Genomic DNA, 15112 nt, shown 5'->3' with positions numbered 1-15112 from the left:
CAAGGCAGGACATAAGGTGTTCTTGCCAGCCCCGCTGCCTTTCTCGGCGCCAACACCCATCGTCGATACCTAGCGGTACTTCAGCCGCACGCCGTCCTGCCCCTCCACCTCGCGCAGCGCGATCAGCAGCTCGTCGCAGGGTGACACCCGCCACTGGCCGTCCAGCTCCAGCCAGCCGGCGGCCGCGTCGTTGCGGTAGCGCAGGCGTACCGGCAAACCGCCTTCGTCGCGGTGCGGCGCCAGGCTGTCGCGCAGCGTGTCGATCAGGCGCCCATTGACCCGGCTGCCGTCCAGCGACAGCTCCACCGCCTCGCCGTAGCGCGCGCGGGCGGCCACCATCGGCGTGACCTCCTTGCCGCGCAGGCGCAGGCCGCCGGAGAAGTCGTCGCTGGAGACCTCGCCCTCGACGATCAACACCTGGTCCGCCTCGATCTGCCCGCGCAGCTGGTCGAACAGCTCGCCGAACAGCGACGCCTCGATGCGCCCGGTGCGGTCGTCCAGGGTGATGAAGGCCATGGTGTCGCCACGCTTGGACTTCATGGTGCGCATGGCCACCACCAGGCCCGCCACCCGCTGCGGCTCACGCGATGGCTTGAGGTCGCTGATGCGGGTCGAGACGAAGCGCGCCAGCTCCTTCTCGTACTCGTCGATGGGGTGGCCGGTGAGGTAGAGCCCGAGGGTCTCCTTCTCGCCGGCCAGGCGCTCCTTGTCGGTCCATTCGCGGGCGCGGCGATAGGCCTCGTAGGGGTCGCTCTCGACCTCGTCGTCGGCGAAGGCCTCGCCGAACATGTCCATCATGCCGAGGCTCTGGTTGGCCTGGGTCTGGGCCGCGGCGCGGATGGCGTCGTCGAGCGCGGCGGCGAGCACCGCCCGGTTCGGCCCCAGGTTGTCCAGGGCCCCCGAGCGGATCAGCGCCTCCAGGGTGCGCTTGTTCATGCGCCTGGGGTCGACCCGGCGACAGAAGTCGAACAGGTCGGCGAATGGGCCGTCGGCCTCGCGCGCCTCGACGATGGCACCGATGGGACCCTCGCCCACGCCGCGTATCGCCCCCAGGCCGTAGACCACGCGTCCCTCGCTATCCACGGTGAACTTGTAGGCGCCGATGTTGACGTCCGGCGGCGTCACGGTCAGGCCGATGCGCCGCGACTCCTCGATCAGCGGCACCACCTTGTCGAGATTGTCCATCTCGGTGGACATCACCGCGGCCATGAACGGCCCCGGATAGTGCGTCTTGAGCCAGGCGGTCTGGTAGGAGACCAGGCCGTAGGCCGCCGAATGCGACTTGTTGAAGCCGTAGCCGGCGAACTTTTCCACCAGGTCGAAGATGTTGCCGGCCAGCTCCTTGTCGATGCCGTTGGCCGCGCAGCCCTCCATGAAGCCGGCGCGCTGCTTGGCCATCTCCTCGGGCTTCTTCTTGCCCATGGCGCGGCGCAGCATGTCGGCCTGACCCAGGCTGTAGCCCGCCAGCACCTGGGCGATCTGCATCACCTGCTCCTGGTAGAGGATGATGCCGTAGGTGGGTTCGAGCACCGGCTTGAGCCACTCGTGCTGGTAGTCGGGGTGCGGGTAGGAGATCTCGGCGCGGCCGTGCTTGCGGTTGATGAAGTCGTCGACCATGCCCGACTGCAGCGGCCCCGGGCGGAACAGGGCGACGAGGGCGATCATGTCCTCCAGCGAATCGGGCAGCAGGCGCTTGATCAGCTCCTTCATGCCGCGCGATTCGAGCTGGAACACCGCCGTGGTCTCGGCGCGCTTGAGCATCTCGAAGGTGGGGCCGTCGTCGAGCGGGATGCTGTCGATCTCGAGCGGCCCCTCGCCCCTGGCGGCACGTACCTTGTCGACCATCTCCAGCGCCCAGTCGATGATCGTCAGGGTGCGCAGGCCGAGGAAGTCGAACTTGACCAGCCCGGCCTCCTCGATGTCGTTCTTGTCGAACTGCACGACCAGGCCGTTGCCCTCCTCGTCGCACAGCAGCGGCGAGAAGTCGGTGAGCTTGGTCGGCGCGATCACCACGCCGCCGGCGTGCTTGCCGGTACCGCGGGTGATGCCCTCGAGCTTGACCGCCATCTCCCAGATCTCGGCGGCCTCCTCGTCGTTGTCGATGAACTCCTTGAGCGCCGGCTCCGCCTCGATGGCCTTGGCGAGGGTCATGCCCACCTCGAAGGGGATCAGCTTGGAGAGCTTGTCGCCCAGCGAATAGGGCTTGCCCTGGGCGCGGGCCACGTCGCGCACCACCGCCTTGGCGGCCATGGTGCCGAAAGTGACGATCTGGGACACCGCGTTGCGGCCGTAGCGGTCGGCCACGTACTCGATCACCCGGTCGCGCTTCTCCATGCAGAAGTCGACGTCGAAGTCGGGCATCGAGACCCGCTCGGGGTTCAAGAAGCGCTCGAACAGCAGGTCGTACTCCAGCGGGTCGAGGTCGGTGATCTTCTGCGCGTAAGCCACCAGCGAGCCGGCGCCGGAGCCACGCCCCGGCCCCACCGGGACGTCGTTGTCCTTGGCCCACTGGATGAAGTCCATCACGATCAGGAAGTAGCCGGGAAAGCCCATCTGGATGATGATGTCGAGCTCGAAGTCGAGACGCTCGCGGTAGCGCTTGTCGATCTCGGCGAACTCGGCAGCGTCGCGCGGGTACCTGTCGGCGGGATAGAGGAAGTCGAGGCGCTCGGTGAGGCCGTCGTGGGAGACCTTGCGGAAGTACTCGTCCTGGGTCATGCCCTCGGGGATCTCGAACTCCGGCAGGAAGATCTCGCCCAGGCGCACGTCGACGTTGCAGCGCGCGGCGATCATCACGCTGTTCTCTAGCGCCTCGGGAAGGTCGGCGAACAGCTCGGCCATCTCCGCCGGGCTCTTGAGGTACTGCTCCTCGGTGTACTTGCGCTCGCGCCGCGGGTCGTCCAGCGCCTTGCCCTCGCCGATGGCGACCCGGGTCTCGTGGGCCCAGTAGTCCTCGCGCGCGAGGAAGCGCACGTCGTTGGTGGCCACCACCGGCGTGCCCGTGGCCACGGCGAGGTCCACCGAGAGGTGCACGCACTCCTCCTCCAGCGGCCGCCCGGTGCGGGTCAGCTCCAGGTAGAAGCGATCGGGGAAGGCCGCCTGCCACTCCTCGAGCAGCGCGCGGGCCTCGTCGCGGTGGTCGGCCAGCAGGTGGCGGCCGACGTCCCCTTCGCGGCCGCCGGAGAGCGCGATCAGCCCCTCGCTCTGCGCCAGCACCCAGGCCTTCTCCAGCACCGCGCGCCCCTGACGCTGCCCCTCCATCCAACCCCGCGAGATCAGCTCGGTGAGGTTGCGGTAGCCGGTGTCGTTCATCGCCAGCAGGGTCAGCCGGTAGGGGTGCGTCTCGTCGTGGGGGTTGGCCAGCCACAGGTCGGTGCCGATCACCGGCTTGAGCCCGCTGCCCTGGGCGCCGCGATAGAACTTGACCAGCCCGAACAGGTTGGCCTCGTCGGTCACGGCGAGCGCCGGCATGCCCTGCTCGGCGGTGGCCTTGAGCAGCGGCTTGAGCCGCACCAGGCCGTCGACCAGGGAGTATTCGGTATGGACGCGCAGGTGTACGAAGGGCGTGGTCATAAGAGGCTCGGGGCTTGGCGGTAAATGATCTAGAGCAGCTCGAGCTGCCCCTTGAGCGGGGCGAAGGAGCGGCGATGCTCGGGCAGGGGCCCGAGGCGCTCCAGGGCATCCAGGTGCTCGGGCGTGGCGTAGCCCTTGTGACGGGCGAAGCCGTACCCGGGAAAGAGGGCGTCGAGCGCCACCATCTGGGCGTCGCGGGCCACCTTGGCGAGTATCGAGGCCGCGGCGATGGCCGGATGGCGGGCGTCGCCCTTGACGATCGCCTGGCCGGGAACATGATGCCCGGGCAGCCGGTTGCCGTCCACCAGCAGGTACTCCGGGACCAGCGGCAGGGCGTCGATCGCGCGGCGCATGGCCAGGTGAGTGGCGTGGTAGATATTGAACTCGTCGACCTCGGCATGCGTGGCCTCGGCCACGGCGAAGGCCAGTGCCTTGTCGCGAATCTCCATGTCCAGTTCGGCACGCCGCTGGGGGGTGAGCTTCTTGGAGTCGGTCAGCCCCGCGATGGGTCGCATGGGGTCGAGGATCACCGCCGCCGCCACTACCGCGCCGATCAGCGGCCCGCGGCCCACCTCGTCGACGCCGGCCAGCAGGTGGCCCTGGTAGTCGACCACCAGCGGCGGGAACGGACAGTCGCTCATCTCTCTTCCCTCCCTACTCTGCCTCTCGGTACGGTTCGTCCGGCCGTCGCATCCTCGCTCGTCTCCCCGGCCTCACTGGAGCGCGGGGCCGGCAGCGGCCGCCCCGCCACCAGCGCCTCGATGGCCTCGGCCGCCCGGGCGCTGGCGTTGCGCTGCAGCCCGGCGTGCATCTCGGCGAAGCGCGCCTCGAGGGCGCCGCGGCGCTCGGCGTCGTCGAGCATCGGCCCGATATGCGCGACGATCGCCTCGGGCGTGGCGGCGTCCTGGATCAGCTCCGGCACCAGCGTCTCCCGGGCGATCAGGTTGGGCAGCGAGATCCACTCGGTCTTGACCAGGCGCCGGGCCAGCCAGTGGGTCATCGGCGCCATGCGGTAGGCCACCAGCATGGCCCGGTGGCACAGCATCGCCTCCAGGGCCGCGGTGCCCGAGGCCAGCAGCACGGCGTCGCTGGCCACCATGGCCTGGCGCGCCCGGCCGTCGAGCAGGGTGATTCGCTCGGCCAGCAGCGGCCTGTCCGCCAGCAGGCTCTCGAGTTCCTCGCGGCGCAGCGGGGTCGCCGCCGGGATCACCACCTGCAGCGCGGGCCGTTCGCGGCACAGCCGCTCGGCGGCATCGAGGAAGGTCGCGCCGAGGAAGCGGATCTCGTTGGCCCGCGAGCCCGGCAGCACCGCCAGTACCGGGTCGTCCTGGGCCAGGCCGAGCTCGGTGCGCGCCCCGCCGCGGTCGCTGACCAGCGGCAGCTCGTCGGCCAGCGGATGGCCGACGAAGGCCACCGGCAGGCGATGCCGCTCGTAGAAGGCGGCCTCGAAGGGCAGGAAGGTGAGCATGGCATCGACCGATCTCGCGATGCCCTTCACCCGGCCCTGGCGCCACGCCCAGACCGTGGGGCTGACGTAGTGCACCGTGGTCAGGCCGGCCTCGCGCAGCTGTCGCTCGAGGCCGAGATTGAAGTCGGGGGCATCGATGCCGATCATCACGTCCGGCCGCCAGGCCAGGGCGTCGGCGCGCAGGGTTCGCCGCACCCGGATCAGCTCGGGCAGGTGCCTGAGCACCTCCACCAGGCCCATGACCGAGAGCGTCTCGAGCGGGAAGCGGCTGTCGATGCCCTCGGCGAGCATGCCGGGGCCACCGATGCCACGGAACTGCACCTGGGGGTGGCGCGCCTTCAGGGCGCGCATCAGGCTGGCCCCGAGCAGGTCGCCGGACATCTCGCCGGCAACGATGTAGACACGCGCGAGCTGGCTCATATCAGACCCGTTGCGAGGCTGCGTCAGCGTATGATGCCGCGCGTCGAGACCTCGATGGAAGCGGCGAAGGATTCGGTCTCGGGCAGCGCGAAGCGGGTACGGATCTCCTCCAGCGCCTGGGGCACGGTCAGCCCCTGGCGATAGACCAGGCGATAGCATTCGCCCAGCGCCTTGATCGCCTCGGCCGAGAAGCCGCGACGCTTGAGCCCCACCTGGTTGAGCCCGTGCACCCGAGCCGGGTTGCCGTTGATCATGACGAAGGCCGGGGTGTCCTTGGTGATGATCGAGCCACCGCCGGCCATGGCGTGATCGCCGAAGTGGCAGAACTGGTGGATGGCCGACAGCCCGCCGAGGATGGCGAAGTCGCCCAGGGTCACGTGGCCGGCCAGGGTCGCCTGGTTGGCCAGCACGCAGTCGTCGCCGATGACGCAGTCGTGGCCGACGTGCACGTAGGCCATGAACAGGTTGCGCGAACCGATCGTCGTCTCGCCGCGATCCTGGGCGGTACCGCGATGCAGCGTCACGCATTCGCGAATGACGTTGTCGTCGCCCATCACCAGGCGCGTCGGCTCGCCGGCGTACTTCTTGTCCTGGCAGTCCTCGCCCACGGATGCGAACTGGAAGATGCGGGTGCGCGCGCCCAGCACGGTGGGGCCCTTGATCACCACGTGCGGCCCGATGCGGCTGCCGGGGCCGATCTCGACGCCGGGCCCGATCACGCTGAAGGGCCCGACCTCCACATCCTCGGCCAGACGTGCCCCGGGATCGACGATGGCAGTGGAATGTATCAAGAAACCTTCCTCTCCGCACAGATGACATCGGCCTCGCAGACCAGCTCGCCGTCTACCGTAGCACGACAGGCGAACTTCCAGATGCCGCGCTTTTCACGCTCGACCTTCGCTTCCAGCGCCAGCCGGTCCCCCGGCATCACCGGGCGCTTGAAACGCACGTTGTCGCTCCCCACGAGATAATAGACATAGCCGTCGGCCGGCAGCTTGTTGACGGTCTTGAAACCCAGGATGCCGCAGACCTGTGCCAGCGCCTCGAGCACCAGCACGCCGGGCATGATCGGATGGTGCGGAAAATGGCCGTTGAAGAACGGCTCGTTGATGCTGACGTTCTTGTAGCCAACGATGGATTCGCCAAGGCTCAGCTCGGTTACCCGGTCCACCAGCAGGAAGGGGTATCGGTGCGGCAGGTATTCACGAATCTCGTTGATGTCCATTACCATCGTAGCGACCTCTGAAATGAAGTAGGGAAGCCATCACGAGCGTTGGCGCGACTCGCCCGGCTTCCCGATAGAACGCCTGCATCAGGCAGGCGGGATTATAGCGCCGCCCCGCCCTGCCTCAACCCCCCCGGCTGCGCTTCTCGAGCCGCGCCAGGCGTCGGGCGAAATCGTCGAGCTGCTTGAAGCGCACCGCATTCTTGCGCCACTGGGCGTTGGTCATGGCGCCGGTGCCCGAGGAGTAGACGCCCGGCTCGTGGATCGAGTTGGTCACCAGGCTCATGCCGGTGACCTGCACGCCGTCGCAGATGGTGAGGTGGCCGGCAAGCCCCACGCCGCCGCCCAGCATGCAGTTGCTGCCCACGCGGGTGGAGCCGGCGATCCCCACGCAGCCGGCCAGGGCGGTATGGTCGCCGATGCGAACGTTGTGGGCGATCTGCACCTGGCTGTCGATCTTCACGTCGTTGCCGATCACGGTGTCGTCGAGCGCGCCGCGGTCGATGCTGGAACAGCTGCCGACCTCGACGTCGTCGCCCAGCACCACGCCGCCGAGCTGGGCGATCTTGTGCCAGCGACTGCCGTCGTGGGCGAAGCCGAAGCCATCGCCGCCGATCACGCAACCGCTGTGCAGGATGACCCGCGCGCCGACGATCACCCCGTGACATACGGTGGCATTGGGGTGCAGGCGCGATCCCGCGCCGATGCGCGCGCCGGCGCCGATGAAGCAGCCGGCGCCGACCACCACTTCGTCCCCCAGCTCGACGCCGGCCTCGACGACGGCATGGGGGCCGATCTCGACCCGCTCGCCAAGCGCCGCATCGTCGGCCACCACGGCCGTGGGGTGGATGCCCCCCCGCGGGGGCGCCAGGATCGGGTCGAACAGCTGCGACAGCTGAGCATAGCCGAGGTACGGGTTGTGCAGCTCCAGCCGCGCCACCGGGCAGGCCGCGGCGTGGTCGGGCTGCAGCAGCACGGCCCCGGCCCGGGTAGCGGACAGGTCCTTGAGATAGGAGCGATTGGCCACGAAGGCCACCTGATCGGGGCCGGCTTCCTTGAGGGTGGCCAGGCCCCGGATCCGGTGGTCGCCGTCACCCACCAGGTGGGCGCCGAGCCGCTCGGCCAGTTCGGCCAGGGTGAATTCGCGAGTAGCAGGGTGCGTCATGGAAACCCGTATCGACAGCGTGCGGCAGCAGCCTGCCGTCATGTTCAGTTGAGGGTGTTCAAGATCTCGACCACTTCATCCGTCAAGTTGGGCAGGTCTCGGTCGGAGTGCAGCACGCCCTGTGGCTCCACCAGCACCTCGACGCCATGGCGCTCGATCACCTGCCCCACCGCCTCTTCCAGCTTGGGCTCGGCCTGCTCCAGGAAGGCCTGCTCGGCGCTCCTCTGCTCCTCCATGATCTGCTGGCGCAGCTGCTCGAAGCGGCTGCCCTTCTGCTGGAACTCCTGGATCAGCGTCTGGCGCTCGGCATCGGGCAGGCTGTCGCCCTCCTGCTGCAGGCGCTGCTGCAGCTGCGACAGCTCCTGCCCCAGCGACTGCGCCTCCTGCTGATGGCCGGACAGCCGGCTCTCGAGGTCCTGCATGGAGCGCTGGGCGGCGTCGGACGAGAGCAGCGCCTGGCGCCAATCCAGCATGGCGACCTCGGCCGAATGGGCCGGCAGGGCCAGCAGCGAGAACAGCCCCAGGCACAGGATGGCGGTCAACTTGCGCATGCTACATTCCTCTTGGCGTGCAGGCTCAGAACGTCTGGCCCAGCGAGAATTGGAAGAACTGGGTATCGTCGCCACTCTCGTCGTTCAACGGCTCGGCGATGCTGAAGGTCAGCGGGCCGACCGGGGTCAGCCAGGAGAGCCCCACGCCGATGCTGTAGCGCAGCTCGCCGAGGTCGACGCCCGACGAGCAGCGCGAGGGGCCATCCCCTTCGACCACCGGATAGCAGCTGGTGAGGAAGGTGTTGCCGGCGTCGACGAAGAAGCCGGTCTGCAGCGAGCGCTGATCCTCGATGAAGGGCAGCGGGAAGAGCAGCTCGGCGCTGCCCTCGACCAGCACGTTGCCGCCCAGGGTACGGTCGCGCCCGTCCTCGCGCGGCGTGGTGCGCTCGCCCAGGGTGTTGGCGGTGAAGCCGCGCACCGAGCCCAGGCCGCCGGCGAAGAAGTTCTCGTAGAACGGATAGGGGTCGCTGCCGATGCTGTCGGCGTAGCCCAGCGTGCCGCCGAACTTGAGCGCCCAGGTCTCTTCCTCGTTGAGCGCGAAGAGCTGCTGGGCGCGGGCACGCAGCTTGTAGTAGTCGGCATCGCTGCCCGGTGCGGCGGTCTCCAGCGAGAGGCGCTGGTAGTCGCCGGAGGTAGGCATGATGCCGCGGTTGAGGTTGTTGCGCGTCCAGCTCGCGGTGAGCTTGAGGCTCTGGGCGTTATCGCCCTCGTCGTCGACGTAGCGCACGATCTCCGAGGCGGTATCGCGATAGGTCTTGACCGTGAGGTCCTCGAGGCTGGCGCCGAAGTTGAGCCGCGACAGCTCGCTGACCGGGTAGCCGAAGTTGATCCCACCGCCGTAGGAGTCGGTGGAGTAGGTCGAGATGTCCGAATCTTCGTAGTCGGTCTCGCGGTAGAACAGGTTGTAGCCGCGCGAGATGCCGTCCAGCGTCCAGTAGGGGTCGGTGAAACCGAAGTTGAGGCTGGTGAAGGTGTCGCTGCGCTGGGCGCCGATGTTGACCCGGTTGCCGGTGCCGAGGAAGTTGTTCTGGGCCAGCGCCGCGCCGTAGATCACCCCGGCGCTCTGGGAGAAGCCGATGCTCGCCGAGATCGAACCCGAGGGCTGCTCTTCGACGGTGTAGGTGACGTCGAGCTTGTCGGACTCGCCGGCCACCGGCTGGGTCTCCACCTCGACCTGGCGAAAGAAGCCCAGGCGCTCCAGGCGGGTGCGCGACTGGCTGATCGACTCGGTGGAGGCCGGCGCGCCCTCCATCTGGATCATCTCGCGGCGCAGCACCTCGTCCTCGGTGGTGGTGTTGCCGATGAAGTTGATGCGCCTTACATAGGCGCGGCGCCCCGGATCGACGCTGAAGGTGAGGTCGACGGTCTCGCCGTCGGCGCGCGGCTCGGGCACGCCCTCGACGCGGGCGAAGGCGAAGCCCTCGGCGCCCAGCCGCGAACGCAGCGCCTCGGTCGAGGCGGTAACGTCGCTGCGCGAGAAGATGTCGCCGCTCTCGACCTGCAGCAGGTCGCGCGCCTCGCGCTCGGAGATCTCCAGATCGCCGGAGAAGCCGATGTCGCCCAGGCGGTACTGGCTGCCCTCGTCGACGTTGACGGTGACGAAGATCTGCGACTTGTCGGGGCTGATCGAGACCTGGGTCGAGGTGATGTCGAAGTTGACGTAGCCGCGGTCCAGATAGAAGGAGCGCAGCCGCTCGAGGTCGCCTGACAGCGCCTCGCGGGAGTACTCGTCGCGGGAGAACCAGCCGAAGAAGCGCCCGGGGCGGTCGTTGAGCTCGAACACGTCGCGCAGCTCTTCGTCGTCGAACTGGCGGTTGCCGACGATGTTGATCTGGCGAATCTTGGCCACCGCGCCTTCGTTGATGTCGATGTCGACCTGGACCCGGCCCTCGTCGATCTCGCGCACGCTGGTCTCGATGCGGGCGCTGTAGCGGCCCTGGGCCTGGTAGACGCCCTCGAGTTCGCGCTGGATATCCTCCAGAGTGGAGAGCTGCAGGACCTGGCCCTCCGCCAGACCGCCTTCGCGCAACCCGCGGCGCAGGTCCTCCTCGGAGAGCTGCTTGTTGCCGCTGATGTTGAGACGCGAGATGGTCGGGCGTTCGACCACCTGTATGACCAGCACGTTGCCGTCGCGGGCGAGCTGAATGTCGTCGAAAAGGCCGGTGGCGAACAGGCTGCGGGCCGCCTCGGCCAGCTCGCGGTCATCGACCTCATCGCGTGCGCTGATGGGGAAGGCGTTGAAGACCGAAGCGGCCGAAACCCGCTGCAGTCCTTCCACGCGAATGTCGGAAACTTCGAAAGATTCGGCCAGCACCGTACTGGAACCGGCCAGCAGCAGTGCCGCCAGTCCGAGGGTCTTGATATTCATGCAGTCGCTTCGCTCGCGTTGATCCGCCTGCCTGTCCAGACAGGCACCATATACATATGTGCGGGTGACTGACAAGGCAGAGCGCAGCTCTGCCTCCGTGTGCCCCTGAGGGGGCGCTTGCTACCAGAGACGCATCAGATCGAAATACAGGGCCATCAGCATCAGCGTGCCGACCAGCGCCAGGCCGATCCGCAGGCCGACCGCCTGGGCCCGTTCCGACACCGGCCGGCCGCGCACCACCTCGACGAAATAGTAGAGCAGGTGGCCACCGTCCAGCACCGGAATCGGCAGCAGGTTGAGCACCGCCAGGCTGATCGAGAGGTAGGCCAGGAAGCTGACGAAGCTCTCCAGCCCCGTACGCGCCGTGTCCCCCGCCATCTGGGCGATGGTGATGGGGCCCGACAGGTTGGTCGGCGAGATCAGCCCCACCAGCATCTTGCGGATGGCATCCAGGGTCAGCAGCGTCATCTCGCCGGTACGGCCCATGGCCTGGCCCACCGCCGCCACCGGGCCGTAGCGGATCTCGCGGCGGAACTCCTCGGGCCACTCCACCGGCTCGACGCCGGCCCCGACATAGCCGATCGCGGCCCCCGTCTCGAGTTCGCGCTGGCCGGGCTCGAGGGACAGGGCGAGGCGCTCGTCGCCGCGGGCGACCTCGAGCTCCAGCGTCTCGCCGGGGCTGGCGCGAACCACGCTGACGAAGTCCATCCACTCCTCGACCGGGTTGCCGTTCACGGCCAGGATCGCGTCGCCCGTCTGGAGCCCCGCCTCGGCGGCGGGTTCGCCGTCGATCACCTGGCCCAGCACCGCCGGGATGCGCGGCTGCCAGGGCGTGATGCCAAGCGTCGCCAGCGGCTGGGGCGGCTCCTGGCGCACCAGGTAGTCCTCCACCGGCAGGCGATACTCGCGGGCATCGGACGCGGCGTCCTCGCGGGCCAGGAGGGAGAGCTCGCCGCTGAAGCCGATGTCGGCGATCAGGCGCAGGTTGATCTCGTCCCAGGAGCGCACCTCGCCGCCCTGGACCGCGACGATTTCCTGGCCGGACTGCAGGCCGCTGCGGGACGCCGGCGAGTCGGGCGCCACCTCGCCCACCACCGGGGCCACCGTGGTGGTGCCGGCCACGAACAGCGCCCAGTAGGCGACGATGGCGAGCAGGAAGTTGGCCATGGGCCCTGCCGCGACGATGGCGATGCGCTGCCACACCGACTTGCGGTTGAACGCCTCGTGAAGCTGCTCGCCAGGCACCGGGGCCTCGCGCTCGTCGAGCATCTTGACGTAGCCGCCGAGCGGAATCGCCGCCACGGCGAACTCGGTCCCGTGCCGATCGACACGCGACCAGATCGGCTTGCCGAAGCCCACCGAGAAGCGCAGCACCCTGACACCGCAGCGGCGCGCCACCCAGTAATGGCCGAACTCGTGGAAGGTGATCAACAGGCCCAGCACCACGATCACGGCCAGCACGTTCTGGATCAGACCCAAGTCAGTCTCCTTGAAAAATCCCCGCTCGACCGGCGAGCCGGCTCAGCGCCGAGCCAGCCTCTCGCGCGCCGCCTGGCGCGCCCGGGCATCGGCGTACAGAATGGTTTGCAGGTCGCCGCCGGCCTCGACCGGAACCACCTCGAGGATCTCGGCCACCAGCTCGCCGATCCCGGGGAAGCTCAGGCGTCCCGCCAGGAACGCCTCCACCGCCACCTCGTTGGCGCCGTTGAGCACGGCCGGCGCCGTTCCCCCCGCCTGCATCGCCGCGCGGGCCAGCCCCAGGCAAGGGAAGGCCGCCTCGTCGGGTGCCTCGAAGTCGAGCCGGGCGATCCGGAACAGGTCCAGCGCCTCGACGCCGGCGTCGATGCGCTCGGGCCAGGCCAGGCCGTAGGCGATCGGCGTGCGCATGTCGGGGTTGCCCAGCTGCGCCAGCACCGAGCCGTCGCTGTAGGCGGCCATGGAGTGGATCACGCTCTGCGGATGCACCACCACCTGCACCTGCTCGGGCCGGGCATCGAACAGCCAGCACGCCTCGATCAGCTCCAGCCCCTTGTTCATCAGCGTCGCGCTGTCCACCGAGATCTTGCGCCCCATCGACCAGTTGGGATGGGCGCAGGCCTGCGCCGGCGTCACCGTGGCCAGGCGCTGCGGCGACCAGCCGCGGAACGGCCCGCCCGAGGCGGTCAACAGCAGCTGCGTCACGCCATGGCGGAAGAGCCCGCCGCGATGCTCGGGTGGTAGACACTGGTAGATGGCATTATGTTCGGAATCGATCGGCAGCAGCGTGGCGCCATGGCGAGCGACGGCCTCCATGAACAGCGCGCCGGACATCACCAGCGCCTCCTTGTTGGCCAGCAGCACGCGCTTGCCGGCGCGCACCGCGGCCAGCGTCGGCAGCAGCCCCGCGGCGCCGACGATGGCCGCCATCACCACGTCCGCCTCGGCGTCGCCGGCCACCTCGACGAGCGCCTCCTCGCCGGCGCGCACCTCGGTCGCCAGGCCCGCCTGAGACAGCTGCTCGCGCAGCCAGGCGGCGTCGTGCTCGTCGCCGAGCACCACCACCCCGGGGCGATGGCGCAGGCACTGGGCCAGCAGCGCCTCGCGCGAGCGATGGGCGGTCAGCGCATGCACCCGGTAGCGCTCGGGATGACGCGCGATCACGTCGAGCGTGCTGGTGCCGATGGAGCCGGTGGCCCCCAGCACCGTAACGCGCTGCTGGCGAAGCGACGCGGCCATGTCACAGCATCCCGGGGGCGAGCAGCGCGAACAGCGGCACCGCCGCCGTCAGGCTGTCGATACGGTCGAGCACGCCGCCGTGCCCGGGGAGCAGGTTGCTGGAGTCCTTGATGCCGCGAAAGCGCTTGAGCATGCTCTCCAGCAGGTCGCCGAGCACCGAAACCAGGGTCACCAGCGCGGTCACCGCCATCAGCCCCAGGCCGGCGGTCGCGCCCAGCCCCTGCCACGCGGCGAACAGCAGCGCCAGCAGCAGCGTCACGCCCACGCCGCCGGCCACGCCCTCCCAGGACTTGCCGGGGCTCACCGCCGGCGCCAGCTTGCGCCGGCCCCAGGCACGCCCGCAGAAGTAGGCGCCAATATCGGCCCCCCACACCAGCAGCAGCACGTAGAGCAGCCAGATGCCGCCGGCGTCGCGCAGCACGTTGAAGCCGACCCAGGCCGGCAGCAGCACCCACAGCCCCATGGCCAGGCGCACGGCCGTCGAGCCCCACTGCTCACGCTGCGCCGGGTAGCGCACGACCCAGTAGAGGTTGATCGCCCAGCCGGCCACGGCGAGCCACAGGGGCCACAGCGCCAGGGCCGCACCGAGCCACCACAGCAGTACCATCAGCAGCGCCAGGCCGGCCACCAGCGCCAGGCGACGGCGCGTCGCGGCCACCCCGGCCAGGTTGGTCCACTCCCAGGCCGCCAGCAGCACCACGACCCCGGTGAAGGCGGCGAAGGCACCACCGGCGAGGCCGAACAGGCCGGCCAGCATCAGCGGCGTCAGCCACGCCGCGGTGATGATCCGCTGTCTAAGCACCCTTTGCCTCGATCTGTTCGTCGGTCATGCCGAAGCGCCGCTGCCGCCGGCAGAAATCGTCGATCGCCATGTCGAAGGCATGGCCGTCGAAGTCCGGCCACAGCAGCGGCGTGAAGTAGAGTTCGGCGTAGGCCATCTGCCACAGCAGGAAGTTGGAGATACGCTGCTCGCCGCTGGTGCGGATGCACAGATCGATGGGGGCCTCGTCGCCCAGGCACAGCGCCTGCTGGAAGGCGTGCTCGTCGATGGCGGCGGGATCGAGCTCGTGCTTCGCGACGCGCTCGGCCAGCTGCCGCGCGGCGGCGACGATGTCCCAGCGACCGCCGTAGTTGGCGGCGACGACGAGATGCAGGCCGGTGTTGTCGCGGGTGAGCTCCTCGGCCCGCACGATGTACTTCTGGATCGAGGAGGAGAAGGCGCTGCGATCGCCGATCACCGAGAGCCGTATGCCGTTGTCGTGCAGCTTCCTCACCTCGCGCTTGAGCGCGATCAGGAACAGCTCCATCAGGGCGCGAACCTCGGCCTCGGGGCGCCGCCAGTTCTCGCTCGAGAAGGCGAACAGGGTGAGGGTCTGGATGCCGCGCTCGGCGGCGCGCCGGATCACCGCACGCACGGCCTCGACGCCGGCACGGTGGCCGCGGATGCCGGACAGCCCGCGTGCGCGCGCCCAGCGGTTGTTGCCGTCCATGATGATCGCCACGTGTCGCGGCAGGTCGTCGCCGGGGGGCTTCGGTGGCATCTGCGATGCGGAAGTCTGCGCTGACGTCATGATGTCTCGCAATGGGGATGGAAGGACCGGGCGGCGGCGCAGCAGGCCGGCGCCCG

The 15112-nt window shown here is 69.1% G+C and carries 12 protein-coding genes; all 12 read right to left on the bottom strand.

Annotated elements, in window-relative coordinates; genetic code table 11:
- Positions 1-69 precede the first annotated feature (69 nt).
- Positions 70-3573, bottom strand: coding sequence for a DNA polymerase III subunit alpha (dnaE, locus tag DIS04_RS06070; RefSeq protein WP_111412889.1), 3504 nt, complete (start codon positions 3571-3573; stop codon positions 70-72).
- Between the two features lie 29 nt (positions 3574-3602).
- Positions 3603-4214, bottom strand: coding sequence for a ribonuclease HII (rnhB, locus tag DIS04_RS06065; protein WP_111412888.1), 612 nt, complete (start codon positions 4212-4214; stop codon positions 3603-3605).
- Positions 4211-5461, bottom strand: coding sequence for a lipid-A-disaccharide synthase (gene lpxB, locus DIS04_RS06060; RefSeq protein WP_111412887.1), 1251 nt, complete (start codon positions 5459-5461; stop codon positions 4211-4213). The genes rnhB and lpxB overlap by 4 nt, the downstream gene beginning before the upstream one ends.
- A gap of 23 nt (positions 5462-5484) precedes the next feature.
- On the bottom strand, positions 5485-6252 hold the full coding sequence (gene lpxA / locus DIS04_RS06055; protein WP_111412886.1) for an acyl-ACP--UDP-N-acetylglucosamine O-acyltransferase: 768 nt from the start codon (positions 6250-6252) through the stop codon (positions 5485-5487).
- On the bottom strand, positions 6249-6692 hold the full coding sequence (gene fabZ / locus DIS04_RS06050) for a 3-hydroxyacyl-ACP dehydratase FabZ (RefSeq protein ID WP_111412885.1): 444 nt from the start codon (positions 6690-6692) through the stop codon (positions 6249-6251). Before fabZ ends, lpxA begins: the two co-directional genes overlap by 4 nt.
- 118 nt (positions 6693-6810) lie before the next feature.
- Positions 6811-7851, bottom strand: a complete 1041-nt coding sequence (gene lpxD / locus DIS04_RS06045) for a UDP-3-O-(3-hydroxymyristoyl)glucosamine N-acyltransferase (protein WP_111413301.1) — start codon at positions 7849-7851, stop codon at positions 6811-6813.
- A gap of 44 nt (positions 7852-7895) precedes the next feature.
- The gene (locus DIS04_RS06040; protein WP_111412884.1) at positions 7896-8402 is read right to left on the bottom strand and encodes an OmpH/Skp family outer membrane protein; all 507 of its coding nucleotides are present in this window, start codon (positions 8400-8402) and stop codon (positions 7896-7898) included.
- A 25-nt stretch (positions 8403-8427) separates the two neighbouring features.
- Complete coding sequence (bamA, locus tag DIS04_RS06035) at positions 8428-10770, bottom strand: outer membrane protein assembly factor BamA (protein ID WP_245904502.1); 2343 nt, start codon at positions 10768-10770, stop codon at positions 8428-8430.
- Between the two features lie 120 nt (positions 10771-10890).
- Positions 10891-12249 carry an RIP metalloprotease RseP gene (rseP, locus tag DIS04_RS06030; protein WP_111412883.1) on the bottom strand — a complete coding sequence of 453 codons (1359 nt, stop codon included), beginning with the start codon at positions 12247-12249 and terminating at the stop codon, positions 10891-10893.
- 42 nt (positions 12250-12291) lie between these two features.
- Positions 12292-13485, bottom strand: a complete 1194-nt coding sequence (gene ispC / locus DIS04_RS06025) for a 1-deoxy-D-xylulose-5-phosphate reductoisomerase (RefSeq protein WP_111412882.1) — start codon at positions 13483-13485, stop codon at positions 12292-12294.
- 1 nt (position 13486) lies between these two features.
- Complete coding sequence (locus DIS04_RS06020) at positions 13487-14287, bottom strand: phosphatidate cytidylyltransferase (protein ID WP_111412881.1); 801 nt, start codon at positions 14285-14287, stop codon at positions 13487-13489.
- Positions 14280-15056, bottom strand: a complete 777-nt coding sequence (gene uppS, locus DIS04_RS06015) for a polyprenyl diphosphate synthase (protein WP_111412880.1) — start codon at positions 15054-15056, stop codon at positions 14280-14282. Before uppS ends, DIS04_RS06020 begins: the two co-directional genes overlap by 8 nt.
- Positions 15057-15112 lie beyond the last annotated feature (56 nt).

The sequence above is a fragment of the Billgrantia lactosivorans genome (assembly GCF_003254665.1).
In the GTDB taxonomy this organism is placed as follows: domain Bacteria; phylum Pseudomonadota; class Gammaproteobacteria; order Pseudomonadales; family Halomonadaceae; genus Halomonas; species Halomonas lactosivorans.
This window is presented reverse-complemented; position numbering and strand designations above follow the sequence as displayed.

Coding starts and splice junctions, on each gene's coding strand:
- dnaE (WP_111412889.1), bottom strand. CDS start 3,573: ATGACCACGCCCTTCGTACACCTGCGCGTCCATACCGAATACTCCCTG.
- fabZ (WP_111412885.1), bottom strand. CDS start 6,692: ATGGTAATGGACATCAACGAGATTCGTGAATACCTGCCGCACCGATAC.
- rnhB (WP_111412888.1), bottom strand. CDS start 4,214: ATGAGCGACTGTCCGTTCCCGCCGCTGGTGGTCGACTACCAGGGCCAC.
- bamA (WP_245904502.1), bottom strand. CDS start 10,770: ATGAATATCAAGACCCTCGGACTGGCGGCACTGCTGCTGGCCGGTTCC.
- lpxB (WP_111412887.1), bottom strand. CDS start 5,461: ATGAGCCAGCTCGCGCGTGTCTACATCGTTGCCGGCGAGATGTCCGGC.
- ispC (WP_111412882.1), bottom strand. CDS start 13,485: ATGGCCGCGTCGCTTCGCCAGCAGCGCGTTACGGTGCTGGGGGCCACC.
- uppS (WP_111412880.1), bottom strand. CDS start 15,056: ATGACGTCAGCGCAGACTTCCGCATCGCAGATGCCACCGAAGCCCCCC.
- lpxD (WP_111413301.1), bottom strand. CDS start 7,851: ATGACGCACCCTGCTACTCGCGAATTCACCCTGGCCGAACTGGCCGAG.
- DIS04_RS06040 (WP_111412884.1), bottom strand. CDS start 8,402: ATGCGCAAGTTGACCGCCATCCTGTGCCTGGGGCTGTTCTCGCTGCTG.